24 protein-coding genes are annotated in these 20,264 nt (G+C 63.1%); 10 read left to right on the top strand and 14 right to left on the bottom strand.

Features of this window, described 5'->3' with window-relative positions:
* The first annotated feature begins 83 nt into the window (after nt 1–83).
* Complete coding sequence (locus L981_RS20405) at nt 84–452, top strand: VOC family protein (protein WP_043620224.1); 369 nt, start codon at nt 84–86, stop codon at nt 450–452.
* 105 nt (nt 453–557) lie between these two features.
* On the opposite strand, the gene L981_RS20400 is transcribed toward L981_RS20405, so the two are convergent.
* The 5 genes from L981_RS20400 to L981_RS20380 all read right to left on the bottom strand — a co-directional run bounded on the left by L981_RS20400 (nt 558) and on the right by L981_RS20380 (nt 3,273).
* On the bottom strand, nt 558–806 hold the full coding sequence (locus tag L981_RS20400) for a cytoplasmic protein (protein ID WP_245281674.1): 249 nt from the start codon (nt 804–806) through the stop codon (nt 558–560).
* A 68-nt stretch (nt 807–874) separates the two neighbouring features.
* Nucleotides 875–1,933 carry an ACR3 family arsenite efflux transporter gene (gene arsB / locus L981_RS20395; RefSeq protein ID WP_043620221.1) on the bottom strand — a complete coding sequence of 353 codons (1,059 nt, stop codon included), beginning with the start codon at nt 1,931–1,933 and terminating at the stop codon, nt 875–877.
* Nucleotides 1,933–2,454, bottom strand: a complete 522-nt coding sequence (locus L981_RS20390) for an arsenate reductase ArsC (protein WP_043620218.1) — start codon at nt 2,452–2,454, stop codon at nt 1,933–1,935. The genes arsB and L981_RS20390 overlap by 1 nt, the downstream gene beginning before the upstream one ends.
* A 13-nt stretch (nt 2,455–2,467) precedes the next feature.
* On the bottom strand, nt 2,468–2,926 hold the full coding sequence (arsN2, locus tag L981_RS20385; protein ID WP_043620215.1) for an arsenic resistance N-acetyltransferase ArsN2: 459 nt from the start codon (nt 2,924–2,926) through the stop codon (nt 2,468–2,470).
* Nucleotides 2,923–3,273, bottom strand: a complete 351-nt coding sequence (locus L981_RS20380) for a helix-turn-helix transcriptional regulator (RefSeq protein WP_043620212.1) — start codon at nt 3,271–3,273, stop codon at nt 2,923–2,925. Before L981_RS20380 ends, arsN2 begins: the two co-directional genes overlap by 4 nt.
* Before the next feature lie 42 nt (nt 3,274–3,315).
* Here L981_RS20380 and L981_RS20375 point away from each other — a divergent pair, with 42 nt between their 5' ends.
* A complete protein-coding gene (locus L981_RS20375; protein ID WP_043620210.1) occupies nt 3,316–3,834 on the top strand; it encodes a DUF6428 family protein in 519 nt (172 codons plus the stop codon).
* A gap of 41 nt (nt 3,835–3,875) precedes the next feature.
* Here the strand turns inward: L981_RS20375 and L981_RS20370 are convergent, their stop codons facing one another.
* Nucleotides 3,876–6,185 (bottom strand): rhodanese-like domain-containing protein, encoded by a 2,310-nt coding sequence (locus L981_RS20370; protein WP_043620207.1) that lies wholly within the window; start codon nt 6,183–6,185, stop codon nt 3,876–3,878.
* A gap of 73 nt (nt 6,186–6,258) precedes the next feature.
* Nucleotides 6,259–7,995, bottom strand: coding sequence for an adenylate/guanylate cyclase domain-containing protein (locus L981_RS20365; protein ID WP_043620204.1), 1,737 nt, complete (start codon nt 7,993–7,995; stop codon nt 6,259–6,261).
* 307 nt (nt 7,996–8,302) lie between these two features.
* On the opposite strand from L981_RS20365, the gene L981_RS20360 reads away from it, so the two are divergent.
* The gene (locus L981_RS20360; protein WP_043620201.1) at nt 8,303–8,644 is read left to right on the top strand and encodes a hypothetical protein; all 342 of its coding nucleotides are present in this window, start codon (nt 8,303–8,305) and stop codon (nt 8,642–8,644) included.
* 22 nt (nt 8,645–8,666) lie between these two features.
* On the opposite strand, the gene L981_RS20355 is transcribed toward L981_RS20360, so the two are convergent.
* Nucleotides 8,667–8,939: a hypothetical protein gene (locus tag L981_RS20355; RefSeq protein WP_156134171.1), complete on the bottom strand. Its 273-nt coding sequence runs from the start codon at nt 8,937–8,939 to the stop codon at nt 8,667–8,669.
* 202 nt (nt 8,940–9,141) lie between these two features.
* Here L981_RS20355 and L981_RS20350 point away from each other — a divergent pair, with 202 nt between their 5' ends.
* From L981_RS20350 to L981_RS20340, 3 genes are all read left to right on the top strand, one after another.
* Nucleotides 9,142–10,065, top strand: coding sequence for a bifunctional helix-turn-helix transcriptional regulator/GNAT family N-acetyltransferase (locus tag L981_RS20350; RefSeq protein ID WP_043620195.1), 924 nt, complete (start codon nt 9,142–9,144; stop codon nt 10,063–10,065).
* A 129-nt stretch (nt 10,066–10,194) separates the two neighbouring features.
* Entirely contained in the window at nt 10,195–11,178 is a 984-nt protein-coding gene (locus tag L981_RS20345; protein ID WP_043620192.1) for a PAS domain-containing sensor histidine kinase, read from the top strand.
* A gap of 29 nt (nt 11,179–11,207) precedes the next feature.
* Nucleotides 11,208–11,564: a response regulator gene (locus tag L981_RS20340; protein ID WP_043620189.1), complete on the top strand. Its 357-nt coding sequence runs from the start codon at nt 11,208–11,210 to the stop codon at nt 11,562–11,564.
* A gap of 114 nt (nt 11,565–11,678) precedes the next feature.
* On the opposite strand, the gene L981_RS20335 is transcribed toward L981_RS20340, so the two are convergent.
* The 6 genes from L981_RS20335 to L981_RS20315 form a co-directional block, all read right to left on the bottom strand.
* Nucleotides 11,679–12,284, bottom strand: a complete 606-nt coding sequence (locus tag L981_RS20335) for a histidine phosphatase family protein (protein WP_043620186.1) — start codon at nt 12,282–12,284, stop codon at nt 11,679–11,681.
* On the bottom strand, nt 12,281–12,427 hold the full coding sequence (locus tag L981_RS34620; protein WP_156134170.1) for a hypothetical protein: 147 nt from the start codon (nt 12,425–12,427) through the stop codon (nt 12,281–12,283). Before L981_RS34620 ends, L981_RS20335 begins: the two co-directional genes overlap by 4 nt.
* Before the next feature lie 107 nt (nt 12,428–12,534).
* Nucleotides 12,535–13,023: a hypothetical protein gene (locus L981_RS20330; protein WP_156134169.1), complete on the bottom strand. Its 489-nt coding sequence runs from the start codon at nt 13,021–13,023 to the stop codon at nt 12,535–12,537.
* A 490-nt stretch (nt 13,024–13,513) separates the two neighbouring features.
* A complete protein-coding gene (locus L981_RS20325) occupies nt 13,514–14,209 on the bottom strand; it encodes an SOS response-associated peptidase (RefSeq protein WP_043620181.1) in 696 nt (231 codons plus the stop codon).
* 146 nt (nt 14,210–14,355) lie between these two features.
* Complete coding sequence (locus L981_RS20320) at nt 14,356–14,841, bottom strand: hypothetical protein (RefSeq protein WP_043620177.1); 486 nt, start codon at nt 14,839–14,841, stop codon at nt 14,356–14,358.
* A gap of 209 nt (nt 14,842–15,050) precedes the next feature.
* Nucleotides 15,051–16,454 carry a DUF1254 domain-containing protein gene (locus tag L981_RS20315; RefSeq protein WP_043620175.1) on the bottom strand — a complete coding sequence of 468 codons (1,404 nt, stop codon included), beginning with the start codon at nt 16,452–16,454 and terminating at the stop codon, nt 15,051–15,053.
* A 291-nt stretch (nt 16,455–16,745) separates the two neighbouring features.
* Between L981_RS20315 and L981_RS20310 the strand changes: the two genes are divergently transcribed.
* The 4 genes from L981_RS20310 to L981_RS20295 all read left to right on the top strand — a co-directional run bounded on the left by L981_RS20310 (nt 16,746) and on the right by L981_RS20295 (nt 20,025).
* Nucleotides 16,746–17,321 carry a TetR/AcrR family transcriptional regulator gene (locus L981_RS20310; RefSeq protein ID WP_043620173.1) on the top strand — a complete coding sequence of 192 codons (576 nt, stop codon included), beginning with the start codon at nt 16,746–16,748 and terminating at the stop codon, nt 17,319–17,321.
* Nucleotides 17,318–18,283, top strand: coding sequence for a DMT family transporter (locus L981_RS20305; protein WP_052201901.1), 966 nt, complete (start codon nt 17,318–17,320; stop codon nt 18,281–18,283). The genes L981_RS20310 and L981_RS20305 overlap by 4 nt, the downstream gene beginning before the upstream one ends.
* 16 nt (nt 18,284–18,299) lie before the next feature.
* Nucleotides 18,300–19,223, top strand: a complete 924-nt coding sequence (locus L981_RS20300; RefSeq protein WP_043620170.1) for a DMT family transporter — start codon at nt 18,300–18,302, stop codon at nt 19,221–19,223.
* Between the two features lie 76 nt (nt 19,224–19,299).
* Nucleotides 19,300–20,025, top strand: a complete 726-nt coding sequence (locus tag L981_RS20295) for a hypothetical protein (RefSeq protein WP_043620167.1) — start codon at nt 19,300–19,302, stop codon at nt 20,023–20,025.
* Nucleotides 20,026–20,264: the final 239 nt, after the last annotated feature.

Raw genomic sequence — 20,264 nt, 5'->3', positions numbered from 1 at the left:
CAGGCCATCGGGGTATCAGCCAAACCCTGGCCGCAAATGCGCCGCCTCGCCAGCACACGTCAAAACCCGCACAGGAGAACGCGATGTTCGACCACGTCAAATTCGGTGTCAGCGACTATGCGGCCAGCGAGGCCTTCTACCTGAAGGCGCTCGAACCGCTCGGTGTCGAAGTCGTCGCCCGCTACACGCCCGGCATCGAGATCAGCTCGGACGGCAAGTCCTCCCTCTGCCTGTACCCGACCGAGGAAAAGCCGGCGCATCTTCACCTCGCCTTCATGGCCAGGACCCGTGCGCAGGTCGACGCCTTCTACCACGCAGCCCTTGCGGCGGGCGGCAAGGACAACGGCGCGCCAGGCCTGCGCCCGCGCTACCACGCCAACTATTACGCCGCCTTCGTCTTCGATCCGGATGGCCACAACATCGAGGCAGTCTGCCACGAGGCCGAGGCCTGATCCGACCGGGATCACCGCAAGGCCTCGCCATCTATGCCCGGCAAACAGACTGCGCCGTGATGGCGGCAGGCTGTAGATCGTCTGGCGTTGCTGCCGCCTCGACGCTCAAAACCAATAGCGTCTCATTCGCGCCAGGAATTCGACCGTCGTGACAGGAAAGCCTGAGGCGCTGCCGATGACGGAATCGATGCCGCAACGGGGACAGATCGCCGTTGTGCCATCGTCGACCCATTCATTGATCTCGGCCGCCGGAAAGATCTCGCAACAATAGAAGCATCCGCAGGACGGGCTCGCTTCGATTTCCGCTCGATGGTTGGCGCTATGCCTGTGCGCCCGAATGACGATTTCGTCCATCCGTCATCATTGGCGCATATATCAAGGGTTGTCCAGCGAGCGCGACACGCAGCGCTCGCCTCCATCGCTCATGCGCCTTTCGAGACGGAATTCCGGGCCACCGCCGGCGCTTGCTCGTACCAGTCCCTGGACCTGTTCACGATCCAGACGACCGACAGCATCACCGGCACCTCGATGAGCACGCCGACGACGGTGGCAAGCGCTGCACCCGACTGGAAGCCGAACAGGCTGATGGCGGCGGCAACGGCGAGCTCGAAGAAGTTCGATGCACCGATCAGTGCCGAGGGACCGGCCACGCAGTGTTTCTCGCCCGAGATCCGATTGAGCAGATAGGCAAGCCCGGAGTTGAAGTAGACCTGGATGAGGATCGGCACGGCGAGCAGGCCTATGACTGCCGGCTGGGCGATGATTTGCTCGCCCTGGAAGCCGAAGAGCAGCACCAGCGTCGCCAGCAGCGAGGCAAGCGAGACTGGCTGAAGCTTCGCCAGAAAGCGGTCGAGCGCCGAGGACGGCCCTCTGGCGACAAGGCGCGCGCGAAGCGCCTGCGCAATGATGACGGGGATGACGATATAGAGCCCCACCGAGAGCATCAGGGTGGCCCAGGGTACCGATATCGCCGAAAGCCCGAGCAGCAGCCCGACGATCGGCGCAAAGGCGACGATCATGATCGCATCGTTGAGCGCGACCTGCGACAGAGTGAACAGCGGCTCCCCTTTCGTCAGGTTCGACCAGACGAAAACCATCGCCGTGCAGGGCGCGGCGGCCAGGATGATCAGGCCGGCCATATAGCTTTCGATCTGGTCTGCCGGCAGCAGCGGACGGAAGAACCAGCCGATGAACAACCAGGCCAGCAGCGCCATCGAGAAAGGCTTGATCGCCCAGTTGATGAAGAGCGTCACGCCGATGCCGCGCCAGTGGCGCCCCACCTGGGAAAGGGCTCGAAAGTCGATCTTCATCAGCATCGGGATGATCATCAACCAGATGAGGATCGCGACAGGAATATTGACCTTGGCGATCTCGGCCGCACCGATGGCCTGGAACACACCCGGCAGGAGATGGCCAAGCGCGATGCCGACAACGATGCACAGAGCGACCCAAAGGGTCAGATAGCGCTCGAAGGCCGGCATCAGGACGCACTCCGCCCGGTCGAGCCTTCCATGCTGCCGATCTCGCGAAGATGACGCTCCAGCGCCATGCGGTCGATCGAAGCCATCGGCAGGTTGATGAAAGCCGTAATCCGGTTCTTCAGGAATCTTGCAGCCTGGGCGAACGCTTTCTGAATGTCCGCGTCGCTGCCCTCGACCGCGGCTGGATCCTCGATGCCCCAATGTGCCGTCATCGGATGGCCGATCCACACAGGGCAGGCTTCCCCAGCGGCGCTGTCGCAGACCGTGAAAATGAAATCCATCTGCGGTGCCTCGGCTCCGGAAAACACATCCCAGCTCTTCGACGACAAGCCGTCCGTCGCATAGCCGAGAGCATCAAGCTCACGGATGGCATAGGGGTTCACCTGCCCCTTGGGCTGGCTGCCCGCCGAAAAGGCGCGGAAGCGGCCCTTCCCCTCCCGGTTGAGGATGGCTTCGCCGAGAATGGAGCGAGCGGAATTGCCCGTGCACAGGAAGAGCACGTTGTAGATACGGTCAGACATGGGTTCAGGGCCTTCAGTTCGAGGGGAGAACGAGCTGCATCAAGGTTGCCGAGGAGGGACAGAGGGAGGACGCCTGCCGGGTCTTGAGGATCTCCGCCGGGGCCTGTGCGCGATCGATACGCTTGAAGCCGAGACGCTCGAAGAACGGCACGGCCGTTTCTGTGAACAGAAACACCGACCGCATGGCGAACCGGTAGTCGTGCCCGAACATGAGAGGCGGTAGGCGGCTCCCGATGCCGCGCCCTCGACACCCCGGCAGGACGACAACGGAACGGAGCAACCCATGCTGGCCGCACCGCTCCATGCCGCCGTATCCGACGACCTCGCCGTCAAGGCTGAAGGCAAAGAACTGGCGCCCCTCCTCTTCGAGCCCCTCCTCTTCGAGATCGTCGATCGGAAGCTTTGCCTCCGCCAGGGCAACGCGAAGCCCGGGGTCGCTGCCGGGAATGGGGCGCATGTCGAGTTCCATCATTCCTTGCTCCCTGAAGGCGCACAGCATGACGCCACTGCGGCCGCTGGCGCACAGATTTCCGGATGCCCGCCGCAGCAGTCTTCCATCAGGAAGCGGATCAGACCGCCCAGAGCGTCATAATCGGCGCGATAGATGATCGACCGGGATTCGCGCTGCTGGGCGATCAGGCCCGCGCGCTCCAGTTCCTTCAGATGGAAGGAAATGTTCGACGGCGAAACCTCCACCTTCTCCGCCAGCGCACCCGCCGCCATGCCGTCGCTCCCGGCAACGACAAGCAGGCGGACGATCTGAAGGCGGGTCTCCTGAGAAAGTGCCCCGAAGGCTGCCAGGGCTTGACGCTCATCCATATTTCAATAATCCTTGAATCGTTGAAATGAGGAATAACCCAGATGACTGTTCTCGACAAGCCCGAAATCGGCGACCGCGACCTCAACCTTGCCGACCTGCTCGGCGCGCTCAAGCCGGCCGGCGATATGCCGCTGGTGTTTCACTACGACGGCAATGCAGTGCGCTCCGGCTATCACGTCACCGAGGTCAAGGCCGGCCAGTTCTCAGGCCTCGATTGCGGCGCCAATCCCGAAGCCTGGTCCGAGATCTTCGTGCAGCTCTGGGACGTCGAGGAAGCCGGCCGGACGCACCTTTCCGCCGGCAAGTTCGCGGCCATCGTCCGCAAGGTTTCCGACCACGTGCAGCTCGACCAAAGCGCGCGCCTCACCTTCGAAGTCAGCGACGGCGTGCGCCCGATGGCGCTCTATTGCGCCGGAGCGCCTGTGCTGAAGAATGGCAGCATGCACGTTTCCCTGGAGCCGCGACCGGCAAGCTGCAAGCCGCGCGACCGCTGGCTGGCCGAGACGGCATCGGCTCAGGCCTGCTGCGGCCCTGTGGAAGCGCCAAGCGGCTGCGGGTGACGGGCAACGGCCGCGATGAATCGCGGCCATCCCCACCCGAACTACTTCCGGAGTTCGATCACCAGCGGATAGCCCTCGTCGTCCCAGTCCTGAAATCCGCCGGCGAAATAGTAGACGTGGGTGTAGCCCCAGGCGATCGCCTTGGCCGACGCATAGGCGGCATGGGTGCAGTTCCTCCCGTGACAATAGAAAGCGACCTCGTCCTCCTTTCCCGCCACTTTGGCAAGGCTTTCCCTCGATAAGCCCGTGACGAGCGACAGGTTGACGGCCCCCGGGAGATGGCCGTTGTCATAGTTGGGCGGGGCCCGCACATCGATGAAGAGCACGCCGCGCGCAAGCAGCGCCCTTGCCTCCGTCACATCGACCTTTATCGTTCGCTCGACGCTGAGCTCGCCCTTCGTCAGCGTCATGAACTTCGCATAGTCGGCAAGTGCCAGGTCCGTGCCGGCCCCCTCTGGCAATCCGGCCTTGCGCAACCCTTCCTGCAGGCGCGCAATGTAGGGCCTGTGATAGCTGAAGGCGCTGCCATACCATTCATAGGCGCTTTCCTGGACGGTGAGCGGATCGCCCAGGTTGGACGCAGCCAGCCTGTTGTATTGGTCGACCAGCGCCGCAATGCCGCCCGTGCGTCCGAGATGCCCGTAGCTCGCGATCAAGGTGGCATAGTCCGCCAGAAGGGCAGACTTCGTTTCGATCATGGGTTCAAACGTGTCGGCGGCCTCCCGGTATTTGCCCTGGGAAAAGAGCGACACCGCCAGCATGCGCAGCGTCGCCCGCGCGGGATGGGGATCGAACCGCATCGCCTGGCGCACCTCCTGTTCCGCCTCCGCGGCGCGTCCCGTCGCGTTGAGGATCCGCGCCATGCCGACATGGTTGTCGGGATCGTTGGGCGCCAGCTTCACCGCCCGACCGATGGCGGCGAACGCTTCGTCGTAGCGCCCCTGCTGCGCCAGCACCTGCGCCGAGATCGCATGGGCAAGCGGTGTCGGCCTCTCCATGGCCTTGGCAAGATTCCTGATCAGGTTCCTGGACGCCGCTTCCCGCCGGGAATAATCAAAGGACAGGATGCTCGCCCGCCAGTTTGCCGCCGCCAGCGACGCGTAGGCGCGGCTATAGTCCGGATCGAGCACGATCGCCTTCTGGAAGAACGTGGAGGCCGCAACCGTTTCCGCTTCGGTGTCGCGGCGCAGATGCTCCGAGCCGCGCAGCAAGGTGTCGTAGGCCTGCGGGTTCGTCGTTTCCGGCACCGCTGCCACGCTCTTTTCGGCACTCGTCAGCTTCACGGATAGCGTCGAGACGATCTGGCCGATCACCCTGTCCTGCAGGCCGAAAACGCCGCTCATTTCGCCGTCGTAGCGCTCGGCCCACAGATGGTGCCCGTCGATCGCGTCGATCAGCTGGGCATTGACCCGGACATGGCTTCCCTCCCGACGCACGCTGCCCTCGAGGATGTAGTGAACGCCCAGCTCCTCGGCCACCTGCTGCACCTTGGTCGGCTTGCCCTTGTAGGTGAAGGTCGAATTGCGCGCGATCACGAAGATGCCCGACAGCTTCGAGAGCTCGGTGATCAGGTCGTCGGTCATTCCGTCGGCGAAGTAATTCTGCGCCGCATCGGCGCTGAGGTTCTCGAAGGGCAGGACCGCGATCGACGGTGTTTCCGGCAATGAAAGGGCCTGCTGCCCAACGGGTGCGGTATCGGCACGCTCACGCTCCAGAACGATCCATGTCACGGCAAGTCCGAGCAAGACAGGGGCGGCCAAGGCGGCTACCAGTCCCCAGCCAGGCATACGCTGGCGGTGGAGGCGGCGTGGCCGGGCATTTCCCTGAAACTCCACCCGGTAGACGCGCACGGGCCGCTGGATGTTCTTCACGTGCTGTTCGCCGATAAACTCCAGCGGCAATTCGAACTTGCCCTGCAAATGGTCGAAAGCAGTACCCGATATGAACAAGCCTCCCGGCTCGCACATCTGCTCCAGCCGGGCGGCAACATTGACGCCGTCTCCGAGCAGGTCCTCCCCGTCGACGACGACATCGCCAAGATTGATACCCATGCGCAGCAAAAGCCTATGCTCGCCAGGCACGTCCGCCTGTCGGGCGGCGAGCTTGCGCTGCGACGCGACCGCACACGAGACGGCGTCGACGACGGAGCCGAATTCCACGATCGCACCGTCGCCCATGAGCTTGACGATACGCCCGTGATAATCGTTCAGAAGCGGATCGAAAATTTCGGATCGCCATGTCTTGATGGCGGCCAGCGTGCTCGCCTCGTCGGCTTCGATCAATCGCGAATAGCCGACGATGTCGACGGCAAGAATGGCGACCAGCCGACGTTCTGCGCGAACTGCTTCCATGACCACCTCTCCCGAAGGTGTCGAAGTTCTCGCTGCTGCCTGTTGCCTTGTTTTACCGCGCGCGGACCGGCCGTCACCCCGCCCCCGCCTTCTTGAGCCCCTCGCGCAGGTGCTCGGTGTCCGCCTCCTGCGCATAATGCATCGTTGCCAGAAACGCCTCGACGTCAAACGATGGACACAGCGCCCTGACCTTGGCGATATGCGCACCCGCCGCGATCGCATCGCCGCGCCAGCCGTGGCAGGCGGCGACGAAGGCGTGCTGGGTTTCGTCCATGGACGACAGGTGCATGAAGGCCTCGATCGCCTCGCCATATCGGCGCGCAGCAAAGTGAGCCTTGCCGAGGTGGCTCCAGAAGCGCTCGGGATGGTGCGGGTTGAGGCGCATCGCCTTCAGGATCCATTCCGCCCCCTCCTCCGGCCGGCCAAGCCAGGTGAGCAACTCGCCCTGCTGCACCACGACGAGGTCGTAATTGGGGTTGAGGAACAGCGCTCGCTCCTGGTGATAGCGCGCCGTCGTCAGCGCGTTGGTGTTGACGTTGACGGCGGCAAGGATGCGATGCACATCGGCGTCGTTGTCGTCGAGCGCAAGCGCCCGTTCCAGCTCGGCATTGACCTCGGCCCAGGTCGCCTCCTTGTCCGCACACCAGCCATAGACCCAGGATTGCCCGAGGATGCAGGCGCGCCAGGCGTGGGCGTGGGCATAGCCGGGGTCGAGCGAAACGGCCCGGTCGATCAGCGCCTGCGCCTGCCTGTTGTCCTCGGCGCTGCTGCGGTGGTGCAGCACCTTGGCGGCAAGCGCGCATTCGTAAGCCGCCATGTTGGCCGGCTTGGTGCGCGAAAGCTGGTCGCGCTGGGCGGCCTCCAGCCGTCCGGGCACGGTCGCGGCGATCGCCGCCGTCACCTCGTCCTGAATGGCGAAGATGTCGTCCAACTGGCGGTCGTATTTGTCGGCCCAGATATGCGCGTCGTTGACCGCGTCGATGAGCTGAACGGTGACGCGCACCCGCTCGCCGATCTTGCGCACGCTGCCTTCCACCAGATATTGCGCCCCGAGGCTGGCGGCCACCTCGCGCACGTTTACCGACTGGTTCTTGTAGACGAAGGAGGAGTTGCGCGAGATCACGAAGAGCTCGTGCCGTCGCGAAAGCTCGGTGATGATATCCTCGGTCAGCCCGTCGGCGAAGAACTCCTGGTCCGGATCGCCGCTCATATTGTCGAAGGGCAGCACCACGATCGTCGGCTTGCAGACACCCGTCTTCGCCTCGCCGTCCCCCGTGGAACTTGAAAGCCCGAGGCTTTCGAGCCCGATGCGATAGAGGCGCACCGGGCGGCTGATGTTCTTCAGCGTCTTTTCGCCGAGATCGTCGATCGGCAGTTCCAGCCGGTCGGCCACCTGCGTCGCCACGGCCGCCGTCACGCAGATACCGCCGACTTCGGCCAGTTGCTCGGCGCGCGCGGCGATGTTGACGCCGTCGCCGAAGATGTCGTCATCCTCGAAGATGATGTCGCCGAGATTGATGCCGATGCGAAACTCGATCCGCCGGTCCTCCGGCACGTCGGAGTTCCGCCTTTTCATGCGCTGCTGGATCTCGACCGCGCATTTGACCGCATCCGTCACGCTCTGGAATTCCACCAGCAGCCCGTCGCCGGTGGTCTTGATCAGCCGGCCCTTGTTCTTGGCGATCGCCGGGTCGATAAGCTCGATGCGGTGGGTGCGAAGCCGCGCAAGCGTGCCCGCTTCATCGGCCTCCATCAGCCTGGAGTAGCCGGCCATATCGGCCGCCAGCACTGCAGCTAATCTCTGCTCCATGGGCTTGCCAACACGTTGAAAAGCGGCCCGTTCCGGTCTTCCGGACCAAGGAGATATCCGGTCCGATATTATCGCAGCACGAAACGATCTCCTACCCAAATCAACAGGCGGAATGCGAAGCCCGAGGGCGGCAGCCTGTTGCGCGCCGAGAGATTGCAACCTAGAACAGAAACTCAATCGCGGGATGCGACTAAAACACAAGGACGCGTACCAGGCGCCCTCAAGCGAAGAGTGGGGCGGAGCCATTTGATGGGTTGTTCTTCCTCCATAAACGGAGCGGATCCAGCAGAACTGAAGGAATAAAGCCGTGCCCGCGCGCCCCCTTCGCGACAGAGACAAGTCTCCCCTGCTTCAGCCGGACGAGAATAGTCGGCACGCCCATCTGGTCGAGCTTTTGGCCGCGGACGGCGTAAGCGGCGCGGTCGTTCATGTGCTCAAACACGTCCCGGAACAGGGCGAAGACATCTACACTTTGCTTGTCGACGATCGGCTAGTTGCAAGTTTCGAAGTCCCGCGTGACGGCATCTCGGCGGCCATTGCGTTTCGCGTTTCTCCACTAGCCCGATATCGAGACGAAATCGGTCAAGGGAAGAGCCGCATGCGCCTCGACCAGGCCGTCGAGGACGCGCGCAAATTGCTCGCGAAGTAACTGGAGCCGCTTCCGAGCCGCATCAGGTAGGCACCGATCGCGCGGCTAACCTCACGCGCGCTGCTATGTCATCGACTGCCTTCTCGCCGCCCGTGATCGAAAGTCCGACATAGGTCTCGGCCTCGATGGTTATTTCCTGCCCTGCCAGCCGTGCTCGAACAGTCTCGATTTCCTGCGAACCGGCGACCGCCCCACTTCGATCGTCGATCGAGGCGCCAAGGGCCAGCATGACGTCCATGACCCTCGCCCGCAGGCGCTCGTCGTATTCCGGACCCAAAATCACGGTTTTCGTCATCACTTGATCCAGGTATCGAGGCAAGGCTTTCGCGGCCCTTGTGGTCACACCATAGACGTCAATGCGGTCCCGACGAAGCCGAAATCGGTCGGGCAAGCGCCACATGCGCCACCGCGCTCGGAAGCTTTGGTGCAATCCCGCTTGACAATACTTGCCTTAGGCAACTAATTACCTGATGATGGCAAATTCATAAGGACATCCCATGTCTCCGCAGCACATCGACGACCGCGCCCAGACGGTGCGGCGCTTCAACCGCTTTTACACCCGCCTGATGGGCCTGCTGCACGAGCATCTGCTCGCCAGCGCCTTTTCGCTGACGGAGGTTCGCATTCTCTATGAGCTGGCGCATCGTTCCGGTCTGACCGCGAGCGACCTCTGCCGCGAACTCGGCCTCGATGCGGGGTATCTCAGCCGCGTCATTGCCGGCTTCGAGAAGAAGGGGCTGATCGAAAAGAGCCGTTCGCCGGACGACGGCCGGGTCACGCAGCTCACGCTGACGGATGCGGGCCGCGCGATCTTCCAGCCGCTGGAGGATGCGTCCCAGCGCGAAGTGGTCGCCATGCTGCAAAAACTTTCGGTGCCGGAACAACGGCAACTGGTGGGCGCCATGGGCGAGATCGAGAGCCTGCTTGCCGACGAGCGCACGCCGGGCTTCATCCTGCGCGATCCGCAGCCGGGCGACATGGGCTGGGTGATCCACCGCCAGGGCGCGCTCTATGCTGAGGAATATGGCTGGACCACCGCGTTCGAGGCGCTGGTCGCCGAGATCGTCGTCAAATATATGCACGACTACGATGCGAAGTCGGACCGCTGCTGGATCGCCGAAAAGGACGGCAAGGTCGTCGGCTCGGTGTTTCTCGTCCGCCATGACGAGACGACGGCGAAGCTGCGTCTGCTCTATGTCGAGCCGAGCGCCCGAGGCCTCGGCATCGGCCGCCGGCTGGTCGAGGAATGCATGCGCCACGCCCGTCTTCTCGGCTATATCAGGATGATTCTCTGGACCAATGCCGGCCTCGATGCCGCCCGCCACATCTACGAGAAAGCCGGCTTCGCGCTGATCGAGGAAGAACAGCACCACAGCTTCGGCAAGGATCTCACCGGCCAGATTTTCGCGCGGGATCTCTAGAAGCGGCCGGCGACGCGCGGCGCCTGCAGCCACACAGAAATCCGTTGGGCTGCTCGGGAACAAGGTCGTTTTCTCGCGCGTTTGTTTGCGACGCTATCGGTTAGCGGATTCAGCGCGCGGGGCATTGTGATGAATCTGGAAGACCTTTACCGCCTGTTGCGGAACGGCCACCTAGAGGCGCAGGGCATCGTCGATACGGTTCCCGATCCGCTGCTGCTGCTAGATGAGAACCTCTGCGTCCAGACAGCCAGCCGCGCCTTCTTCGCCACCTTCAAGGTCGACCGCGACGAGACGATCGGCCAGCACATCTACGATCTCGGCAACGGGCAATGGAACATTCCCGAACTGCGCCGCCTGCTCGACGAGGTGATCCCGAAGAGCATGGCGGTGGTCGACTATGAGGTCGAGCACACGTTTCCGAGCATCGGGAAAAGAACGATGCTGGTGAGCGCGCACCGGCTGTTTCACCCGGACAACAACAGCCGATCCCTGCTTCTGTCGATCGTCGATGCGACCGAACGGCGCCGGCTGGAGGCAGAAAAAGACGTGCTTCTCGGCGAAATGCGGCACCGCATGAAGAACCTGCTCGCCTTGGTCCAGGCACTTGCCCGCCAAACCTTGGCCGACGGGCGGTCGGGCGAAGAGTACCGTGATGCATTCCTTGGCCGGTTTGGCGCGCTGGTGCGCGCCCACGATGCGGTCTACACGCAAGAGCACGAGGCCGATCTCAACGGCCTGCTCGAACAGACGCTGAAGCCCTATTCGGAAGGGGCGGCGATCACGATCAGCCCAGGTGAAAAGGTGTTGCTGACACCGAGCCAGGCCATGTCTCTGAGCCTGATCCTGCACGAGCTCGCGACCAACGCGGTCAAGTACGGGGCATTGTCGACCGCGAAGGGAAAACTCGACATCCGCTGGAAGGTCGAGAAGACCAGCGAGAGGCGTCTGCTGTTGAGCTGGCAGGAAAACGGCGGCCCCCCGGCCACGCCGCCGACGACGACGGGCTTCGGCACCAGACTTATCGAATTCTCCGTGAGACGCGAATTGGGCGGCCGCGTGGAACTGAACTATGCACCAGAGGGTTTGGCAGCAGAGATCGCTACACCCCTGTGACCGGTCTCAAAAAGACAGAGACTGGTTTCATGTCCAAGACCGTGCTTCTTGTCGAGGATGAGTTCCTGATCGCCATGGACCTCGAGATGCTGCTCGAACGGCACGGCTGGCATGTCTTGGGACCCGCCGCGACGGTCAAGCAGGCCCTGCAACTTTTGCGAAGCGCCGAGCCGGCGGTGGCCATTCTGGACGTTACCCTGAAAGACGGCACCGTGACGCCGGTGGCGGAGGCACTGCGGGCGCAGAGCGTGCCCTTCGTGCTTGCGAGCGCCTATGAAAAGCCGGAGCAGGTCGGCGGAGAGGTTCTGGCGGGGGCGATAAATGTCGGCAAGCCAGCGGATACGCAGGCGTTGCTGAGCGCCCTGGAGCGGGCAATGCAATCGTGATTCTGGCGCAGCCTGCCTTTGGCCGAAAACCATCCGACCGAGCAGAAGCCTTGATCCACGGCGGCGGCCACCGGGAGAGCCCGCAGCCGACACGAGGCTGCCACGCTCGTGCTTTCACTCGGTAGCGGACGCCAATTGCCGGCCGGTCGATACGGTGACGAGGTTGAACGCTCCGCCGCTGAGACGATAGAACCCATCCTGCGGCACCGGCAATTCCAGCATTTCCCGCCGGGAGAGGCCGGCATAGACGCCGCGCAGCAGCCGGCCGAACAGCCCATGGGAAATCGCGACCGTCGGCCGCCGGATATCCGCAAGCCAGCTTTTCGCCCGTGTGCAGGCGGCATCGAAGCTCTCCCCATCGGGCGAGCGGAAGTACCAGTCGAAGACATCGGAACCATCGAGCAGACCCGGATACTCCATGTCGATCTCGAACTTGGTCATCCCATCCCACGAGCCGACCGAAACTTCCATCAACCGCGCATCCTCGCGGCGCGCCAGCGGCAGCACCCGCTGAACCCTTTCGGCGGTTTCGCGGGTCCGTCCGAGCGGGCTGACATGCATCTCGAACGATTGCGCATCTTCACCGATCTCGGCGCTCAGGAGGTGGGCGACGGCGTCCGCCTGCGCGACGCCAAGCCTCGTCAGCGGAGAATCGAGCTGCCCCTGGAAGCGACCGAGCGTATTCCAGACGGTTTCGCCGTGGCGCAGAAGATAGATCAAGAGCTGGCTTCCTTCAAAAACTTGCGGCGAATGCGGTCATCTTCAGATGTATCCACGACAGGTGCCCAAAACGCCACCTGATCGCGCTGGCCGAAGGTCGCATTGATGGCAACCGCCTCCATAGACTTAGGCTGCTCGATCACGCACAGGTCGTACGCCACATTCGGAAGCGGATTGTGCTCCGGTTAATCGTGCCCGTGCTCCTGCTTCGATAAAGGCGCGCCGAGTGTGGGTGGCCACAGGATAGTTACTAGCGCTGGCAATCTCGCGCTTCAATTGCATGGCTGTAGCTGCCTTCCCGCCACGACAAGACGTACCGTATTTGCTTTATCTGGCGCGTGGCCAGATACGCACCGAATGCCCCGCATTGCTCCCCGACGAGGCCGCTCTCTTTCACAACGTCAGCGTCGATAGGGTCCTGAGAAGAGGCATGAAAAGTCAGGATTCTATGCGCGAACGTGACCGACTGCATTGTTACTCCGTCATACTCGCGGGGAAGACCCTCATTCCATTCGGCGACTTGGGCTTGAGAGATCGGGCTCGCCGGGAGGCGCGATACGTTCAATGCCAGCGAGAGAGCATATGCCGTCAGGAATACATACGGCCAACGGATGCCGAACCACCATTGGCCAATGACCGCTAGAAAAGCAGGAACTAGCATTTGCATTGCCAGCCACGGCAGCCAATCAGCGGTGTTCCAATAGAGTTCTCCCCAGACTGCGCTCAATATGTCGATCATCATAACTCAAAGATTGTGAAAGCGGACAAGATGCTCGCGCCCGGCCTGCGAATCGCGTGCGCAGTTTTTGGTTGTATTTGTCTTGCTTGCAACGAGCAACGCGCCTTACGGGGCGTGTGCCTAATCCACCGGATCCAAGATATCCTGCGCATCGCTCTTCGGCGAGCTGACCTTACTGCATGGCCATCAGCGCGGGCGGAAACGGCTTCATCAGATCGGGCGCTTCCGGCTCCGGCGATGGCACCCATCATCACTGGATGATGCAGGTTCCCGGCCAATCCCGGCAGGAGTTCCGCGCGCAGCCTGCCAGAGACATGCCGACAATCAGAACGCAGACGATGACGGCAATCTTTCGCGACATTACGCTACCTCAAGTTTCGGTCCCTCGTTTCTCACCCGTTCCCATCATCGCGTCAACGCGTTTCCCCAGCGGGAACAGGAGAAAGACCATGAAGGTGCTGACGCCACCCTTCGCGATGCCGTGTCGCCCTCAATCCACCGGATCCAGAATGTCCGGCGTATCGTTCTTCGGCGAACCGACCTTGCTGCCGATCTTCCACATGGTCATCAGCTCAGGCGGAAAGGGCTGCATCAGATCGGGCGCCTCCGGCTCGGGCGAAAGCCAGCGCTCGTAGTCGTCGGGGTGGAGGATGACAGGCATGCGGTCGTGGATGTCGGCCATCATCGCGTTGGCGTCGGTGGTGACGATCGCGAAGGTGCGGATGTCCTCGTCGGTTACAGGGTTGCGCCAGCTCTCCCAGATGCCGGCAAGGCAGAAGGGCTCGCCCGTCTTCATGGCGATGGCATAGGGCTGCTTGTCCTTGCCGGTGCCGTGAATGTCCTTCCATTCGAAAAAGCCGTCGATCGGCACCAGGCAGCGGCGCCGCTGGTAGCTCGACCGGAACTTCGTCGCGATCGTGTCGGAGCGCACATTGACCAGCGGCCTGCCCGCCTTCGGGTCCTTCGTCCAGCTCGGGATCAGCCCCCAGCGCGCCGAAACGAAGACCGGGCCGAAGAGATCGGGATCGCGGATCACGTCGCGAATGATGATCGGATAGATCAGCGTCGGCGCGCCGTTATAGCGCGGAAACTGGTTGGCAATCGCCTCGACGCCGCCACGCGTCGCAAAGCCGAAGGCGCGCAGCAGCCCCTCGAGATTGGTCTTCAGATAGACGCGTCCGCACATGATCGCCGCTCCCGCACATCTCTCCAACTTCAACTCTATATAAGAAGGCAGGAATGTGAGATTTCAACCGGCAACGGTGGGCCCAGCGAAAGGGCCGCCCAAAAGCATGCGGTTTTCTCGTGGTCTCCGAATGAGCCGGGCAAGCCTCACGGCTCCGCTTCGCCGTCTCCCGGTCCTTTGATGTAGTCGCAGATCGACGTCATGTAGATTGTCTTCCCCTCGATTTCGCCCTTGCTCAGCCCGAGTTCAAACTCGCCGAATTTCTCATGATTGTAGTAGACCGCCTGCCCGATGAACTCGCCGAGGCGACCGCAGTCACCATTACCGGCTCCGGTGTAGACAGAAATGGTCTTCTCCTTGAAGCTGCCCTTTAGCACGGCCTTGATATCGATCTCGCCGCGCGTCATCCGGAACGGCATGTCCGGCTCGTCCGGGTTTGCAAATTCGACGCCATAGGTCACCGTCTTCATTCGACCCCTTATGACCAGATCCGACTCCTGAAACTTCTCGGTGGAGGTTTTCCCCGGTTTTCCAAGCACTCGGTCCCCGCAAGTGCAAGCAGACGCCTCCGGCGCCATCATCATCACCAGAACCGGGGCGGCGACGAGGGCCGCAGCACGAACTGGAATCACTGAAATCTCCCCTGTATGCCCGCAACGCGACGGGAACAGGGTAGTCGTGATTGTGGATCATGGAAAAATGTGGGCGGAAGTTGCGCTGCCAAGGGTGCGTGCCAGCGGTCGGCCTGGCAGCGCGCCCGGTAGGCTCTTCTATGGGTCACAATGGTCTCCATTGCGTTCACTCGAATTTTGGCGCGACCACAGCTTGCCGCCCCCTGAAGTCACGGCAGCTTCTCGACGTCAGGCAGTTTCCATGTCTTGTCGAACAGCGGCTTTTCCGGTCCATAGAGGCGGAAGAGCAGCTCGAACTTGCGGGCGGGATCGACAGGCACGAAGTTCGCCTCCTTGCCCGCAGGCGCCTTGGCGCCGAAATAGACATCCACCGAGCCGTCGGCATTTTTCTTCACCCCCTCGCCGATCGAGGCGACGCTCGCCTTGTCCATGTTGCGGATCAGCGCATGGGTCTCGCGGTCGTAAGCGGTCACCGACCAGTATTGCTCGACCGGCGCATCCTTCGGCACGACGAGGCGATAATTGGCGCTGCCGTCGAAGGCGTTGCCGTCCTTGTCCTTGTTGGCCATCAGGTAGAACTGCGCCGTGCCCAGCCGCTTGATGCCGGTGAAGCCGAGCGTATAGGTCACGCCACGGGCATCGACCGGATAGAGATCGGCATCGGAATAGGCTTCCGAGGCGGCCTTCACCATTTCGGCCACAGCCGCCGGGAACCAGCGAATACCCTCGTTGATGACAGGGAATCCGGCATCGTAGCGTGCGGAAAGCTCTGCCTTCGCCTCGGCCGCCGCCTTGTCGAGCAGCGCCCTGGTTTCCGGGCTTGGCTGGTAGGGCTTGCCCTTCTCGATGCCGAGCGTCTTCAGCTGGTCGATCATCACCCGGTCGCGCTCGAGCCAGGGTTCGGTCTGGACGACCCGGTTGAGATTGTCGAAGAAGCTGGCGTCGAAGCGGATGGTGCTGTCGAACAGCACGTCATAGGCGTCGGTGAAGACCGTCGCCGGCGTATTCTCGGTCACCGGCATCGGGTAGATCTTGATCTTCTTGCCGTAGGCGACCGATTTTTCGACATCGGCAGCGGCATGGCTTTTCAAATTCGAGCGCAGCAGCGCGAAGCCGGTAAAGGTATCGGAGCGCAGCGGAATGAAGCCTTCCGGCACCTCGCCCATGTAGTCCGGCGGCAGGATCAGGTATTTGCCGCCCTTGCCCTCGTCGGCGCCATGCGGGCCGGCATCTTCGAGCGGCATCTGCCAGGCGTTGACGATGTTGCCGGCGATCGATCCGCCTTCGGCCGGCGGGATCTCGATGACGATGGGCCCGTCCTTCACGTTCCAGAACGACATGAAATAGATCGAATCCGGGTTCGGCGTCAGCGTCTGGTTCTTCCAGTTGACCGGCTTCGACCAGTAGACGATCTCGTTGACCTTGGCCTTCGTCGTCGAAAGCATCGTCTGCAACATCAGGTCGGCATTGACCGCCGGCATGCCCCAGATGACCGCCTCCGTCGCCCGACGCTCGATCGCGCGGTCCCGGAGGTCTGCCGGCAACGTATCCTGCGCCGGGACGTTGGTCGCGCCGGCCAGAAGCACCAGACCTGTGAGTACAAATCGCAGCATGCCGAACCTCCCTCATGAGCCGCGGCCGGCGGCCTTGAAATCTCTCGTTCGCCGCTGCCCTCGCAAACTCCGGTGCGGGCCGCCGATGCGAAACTTTAGTGCGAATGCATGCCGAGCAGTAGACCCGTTGCATGTGACGCGCGGAAGTACGTTACGGTTACAGCCGAAAACAACGGCCACGGCGATCCGGCAACCCGTCAGCGCACACTCATCTCCCCTCGAAAACGATGACGTCGCTTGACATCGCATCGAAATAGGTAGATCGGTCTACCTAGCAACTTGGAGAAGGCGATGAACGAGAGAGCACCGGCGCGCGAGCGCCTGCTGAAGGCGGCAGCCGAGCTGTTCTACCGGGACGGGGTCGGCGCGACGGGCATTGATGCGATCACCGCCCATGCCGGCGTCGCCAAGATGAGCCTCTACAACAACTTCTCCTCCAAGACCGATCTGGTGAACGCCTATATCGAGGCCCGCCACCGGGAATGGCAGGAACTCTACCGCGAGCGGCTGGCCCACGCGGCAACGCCGAAAGAGCGGGTGCTGGCGATCTTCGACAGTTACGTCGACCACGCCGAGATGGCCTATTCCTGGGGTTTCCGCGGCTGCGGCCTCTTGAATGCCGCAGCCGAGCTTTCCGTCGGCGATCCCGCCCGCGACATCGTCGCCTCGCAGAAGGACGAGGTGGAAACACTGTTCAAGCAATATCTCGCCGAGATGAAGCCCGACGCCGGTGCCGCCATCGACGAGACGGCCGAACACCTCTCCTTCCTGCTCGAAGGCGCGATGTCACGCGCCGGCCTCGACGGCAACGACATCAGACTGAAGAGCGCGCGCCGGATCGCCATCTCGATCATGGACCAGCTATGACCTCCCGCAATTCCGCTTCTTTCGTCGGCTTCGCCTGCGTGCTCGTCGCCTCTGCCCTCTGGGGCACCACCGGCACCACCGCCACCTTTGCCAAAGGGGTCAGCCCGCTCGGCATCGGCGCCGTCGCCATGGGCTTCGGCGGCCTGCTGCTGGCGCTGACGGCGCTGCATTCGATCGCCAGGAGCCGCGCAAGGATCGCCGCACAATGGCCGATGCTGATCCTCGGTGCGCTCTCGGTCGCGGTCTATCCGCTCGCCTTCTACTCCTCCATGCATCTGGCCGGTGTCGCCATCGGCACCGTCATTTCCATCGGCTCGGCGCCGCTCGCAGCCTCGCTGATCGAGCGTTTCTTCGACGGTCAGAAGCTGACCACCCGCTGGCTGCTGGGTGCCGCCGCCGGCCTTGGCGGCGCCGTGCTTCTCACCTTCTCGGAAAGTCACGGCAGCGGCGGTGCCGCCGACCCGACGGCTGTGCTCTACGGCATCCTGCTCGGCCTCGTCTCCGGGGTGCTTTATGCCCTCTATTCCTGGGTGGCACGGCGGCTGATGCAGGCGGGCATTCCGCCGCGCGCCGCCATGGGCTCGATCTTCGGCCTCGGCGGCACCTTGCTGCTGCCGGTGCTCGTCTTCACCGGCGCACCGCTGCTTGCCTCCACGACCAACATCGCCGTCGGCATCTACATGGCGCTCGTGCCGGTGCTCGTCGCCTACGTGCTCTTTGCCTATGGCCTCGCCCGCGTGTCGGCCACCATGGCGACCACGCTGTCGCTGCTCGAGCCGGTTATTGCCGCCGTACTCGCCGTCGTCATCGTCGGCGAGCGGCTGCCGGCCGAGGGCTGGGTCGGCATCGGGCTCATCGTCGGCTCGCTCTTCATTCTCACCCTGCCGATACCGGGCCGGCGCCGCGGCGCCGAACGCCCGCGACCCGCCGCCGCCATCGACGCGGCTCTCCCCAGCCGCTAGAGCCGGAACTCTTGATATGAGCGACGTCGCTGCGCTGCCTTCCCGCCGGCCAAACCGGCTGTGGACACTCTTCATCCTGATCCTGCTCGAGGCAGCGCTTGTCATCTCCTGGAGCGCCGGTTTCGTCGGCATCCGCTTTGCCATCGACCACGCGCCGCTGTTCCTGATCCTCCTCTGGCGCAGCCTCGTCTCCGGCCTCATCCTGCTGCCCTTCGCCCTGTCTATCGGGCCGAAGATCCGCATGAAGGACGCCGTGCCGCAGATGCTCTTCGGCGCGCTTGCCATGTCCGGCTATCTCGCGGGCTTTGCGCTGGCGATCTCCTACGGTGTGCCGACGGGCCTCGTGGCGCTGATCACCGACATGCTGCCGCTCGCCGTCGCCATCCTCTCCTGGCCAATCCTCGGCCAGGCCTTGACCGCCCGCCAGTGGCTCGGCTCCTTCATCGGCCTCACCGGTGTCCTGATCGCGTCCGGCTGGTCGCTCGATATCGGCAACGTGCCGCTCTGGGCCTATGGCCTGCCGGTTCTCGGCACCCTGTCACTGGCGCTGGCGACACTGCTGCAGAAGCGCAGCGCGGCCGGCGCCATGCCGGTGCATCAGAGCCTCTGCATCCAGTGCCTTTCGGCATCCGCCATCTTCGCGCTCTTTGCCTGGCACGAGGGCAGCGTGCTGCCGGTGCTCGATCCCGGTTTTATCAGTGGCATCCTCTGGCTGGTCTTTGTCGCCACCTTCGGTGCCTGGAGCCTCTATTACCTGGCGCTGAAAAAATCCTCGCCCGCCCGCGTCACCGCCATCCTCTATCTGAGCCCGCCGGTGACGATGATCTGGGCCTTTATCATGTTCGGCGAACCCCTCTCCTGGGCCATGGCCGCCGGCCTCGTCGTCTCGCTCGCCGGCATCGTCATCGTCGCACGGGGGCAGAGCCAAACGCACGCTTAGGAAAGCCATCCACTGACCGCTTGCATCTTGCGGTGGTGTCTGCGACAGCTTCGCTCCAGACCACTGGGGAGCGGCCATGAGTTTTTCCGAAGTCAAGCCACGTCACGTGCTCTGCCTGCTCGGCGGGCAGACGCCCTTCTCTAAGCTTTGTGAAACCATCCAGTCGGCGATCGAGAGTTTCGCGCCGGGCTTCGAGATCGATGACACCTTTTCCGAGGACGCGCCTGACGATCGCATGTCGATGTCCTTCGAGGTCTGCCGGGATCGCGTCCACAAGGGCGCCTGGAGCGAAGCGGATGAAGAGGCCGTCGGAGACCATCGCTCGGTCATCTATGTGCTCGGCCCGCCGATGACGGCGGAGGATGCCGTCAAACATTCAGCCATCGCGCTTCGGCTGGTCGCCCACACCCTCGACAACGGCATCGTCGCCGCCAAGGGCGAGAGCGCCGGCGTCGCCCATGGCGTCGAGAGATGGAAAGCGCTGGCACGTGAAGCAGACGGCCAGACCGGCGCTGCGCTTGCCCGCCCCTGCCGCCTCGCCTTTGCCAAGCGGCCGATCGGCACGGACGAACATCTCTATAGCGTCGGCTTCCACCTGGTCGGCATACCCGAAGTCTACGCGCCGAAAACCCTCTCCGACAACGAACTGGCCTTGAGCGCGTTGATCGACACCGTTGCCGACGAGGTCTTAGCCGACGGCATCGATCAGGTGCTCAAGCGCCGCGGCGCCAGATTGCAGCCCGTCGACGCCTATGGCGAGGACGAGTTCAAGTACAATCCCTATGGCGCCATCCATCTCTAGTCAGGACGGCGGACCGCCCTCATCCCTGTGTCACAGGGATTCAGCAGCGCTGCGCCCGCGGTGCGAAAGAGTCTTTTCAGCCCAGGGACTTGGGCTGGCTGGATTCCTGTGACAGGCACAGGAATGAGGGAGGCCTTATTGGCGCCGGTATTATCCATCCGCCTCTCCGGCGGCTTGGCACGAAGCCAGCCCCACCCACCCTCATCTCTGTGCTCGTCACAGAGATCCAGCAGCCGTGC

The sequence above is a fragment of the Ensifer sp. ZNC0028 genome (assembly GCF_000799055.1).
Classification (GTDB): domain Bacteria; phylum Pseudomonadota; class Alphaproteobacteria; order Rhizobiales; family Rhizobiaceae; genus Ensifer.
Note: the sequence above shows the minus strand (reverse complement) of the source record. Positions and strands in the feature narration are given on the sequence as shown.

Excerpts from the sequence above, each read along its gene's own strand:
- L981_RS20405 (WP_043620224.1), top strand. The coding sequence starts at position 84 with ATGTTCGACCACGTCAAATTCGGTGTCAGCGACTATGCGGCCAGCGAG.
- L981_RS20400 (WP_245281674.1), bottom strand. The coding sequence starts at position 806 with ATGGACGAAATCGTCATTCGGGCGCACAGGCATAGCGCCAACCATCGA.
- arsB (WP_043620221.1), bottom strand. The coding sequence starts at position 1,933 with ATGCCGGCCTTCGAGCGCTATCTGACCCTTTGGGTCGCTCTGTGCATC.
- L981_RS20390 (WP_043620218.1), bottom strand. The coding sequence starts at position 2,454 with ATGTCTGACCGTATCTACAACGTGCTCTTCCTGTGCACGGGCAATTCC.
- arsN2 (WP_043620215.1), bottom strand. The coding sequence starts at position 2,926 with ATGATGGAACTCGACATGCGCCCCATTCCCGGCAGCGACCCCGGGCTT.
- L981_RS20380 (WP_043620212.1), bottom strand. The coding sequence starts at position 3,273 with ATGGATGAGCGTCAAGCCCTGGCAGCCTTCGGGGCACTTTCTCAGGAG.
- L981_RS20375 (WP_043620210.1), top strand. The coding sequence starts at position 3,316 with ATGACTGTTCTCGACAAGCCCGAAATCGGCGACCGCGACCTCAACCTT.
- L981_RS20370 (WP_043620207.1), bottom strand. The coding sequence starts at position 6,185 with ATGGAAGCAGTTCGCGCAGAACGTCGGCTGGTCGCCATTCTTGCCGTC.
- L981_RS20365 (WP_043620204.1), bottom strand. The coding sequence starts at position 7,995 with ATGGAGCAGAGATTAGCTGCAGTGCTGGCGGCCGATATGGCCGGCTAC.
- L981_RS20355 (WP_156134171.1), bottom strand. The coding sequence starts at position 8,939 with ATGACGAAAACCGTGATTTTGGGTCCGGAATACGACGAGCGCCTGCGG.
- L981_RS20350 (WP_043620195.1), top strand. The coding sequence starts at position 9,142 with ATGTCTCCGCAGCACATCGACGACCGCGCCCAGACGGTGCGGCGCTTC.
- L981_RS20345 (WP_043620192.1), top strand. The coding sequence starts at position 10,195 with ATGAATCTGGAAGACCTTTACCGCCTGTTGCGGAACGGCCACCTAGAG.
- L981_RS20340 (WP_043620189.1), top strand. The coding sequence starts at position 11,208 with ATGTCCAAGACCGTGCTTCTTGTCGAGGATGAGTTCCTGATCGCCATG.
- L981_RS20330 (WP_156134169.1), bottom strand. The coding sequence starts at position 13,023 with ATGATCGACATATTGAGCGCAGTCTGGGGAGAACTCTATTGGAACACC.
- L981_RS20325 (WP_043620181.1), bottom strand. The coding sequence starts at position 14,209 with ATGTGCGGACGCGTCTATCTGAAGACCAATCTCGAGGGGCTGCTGCGC.
- L981_RS20315 (WP_043620175.1), bottom strand. The coding sequence starts at position 16,454 with ATGCTGCGATTTGTACTCACAGGTCTGGTGCTTCTGGCCGGCGCGACC.
- L981_RS20310 (WP_043620173.1), top strand. The coding sequence starts at position 16,746 with ATGAACGAGAGAGCACCGGCGCGCGAGCGCCTGCTGAAGGCGGCAGCC.
- L981_RS20305 (WP_052201901.1), top strand. The coding sequence starts at position 17,318 with ATGACCTCCCGCAATTCCGCTTCTTTCGTCGGCTTCGCCTGCGTGCTC.
- L981_RS20300 (WP_043620170.1), top strand. The coding sequence starts at position 18,300 with ATGAGCGACGTCGCTGCGCTGCCTTCCCGCCGGCCAAACCGGCTGTGG.
- L981_RS20295 (WP_043620167.1), top strand. The coding sequence starts at position 19,300 with ATGAGTTTTTCCGAAGTCAAGCCACGTCACGTGCTCTGCCTGCTCGGC.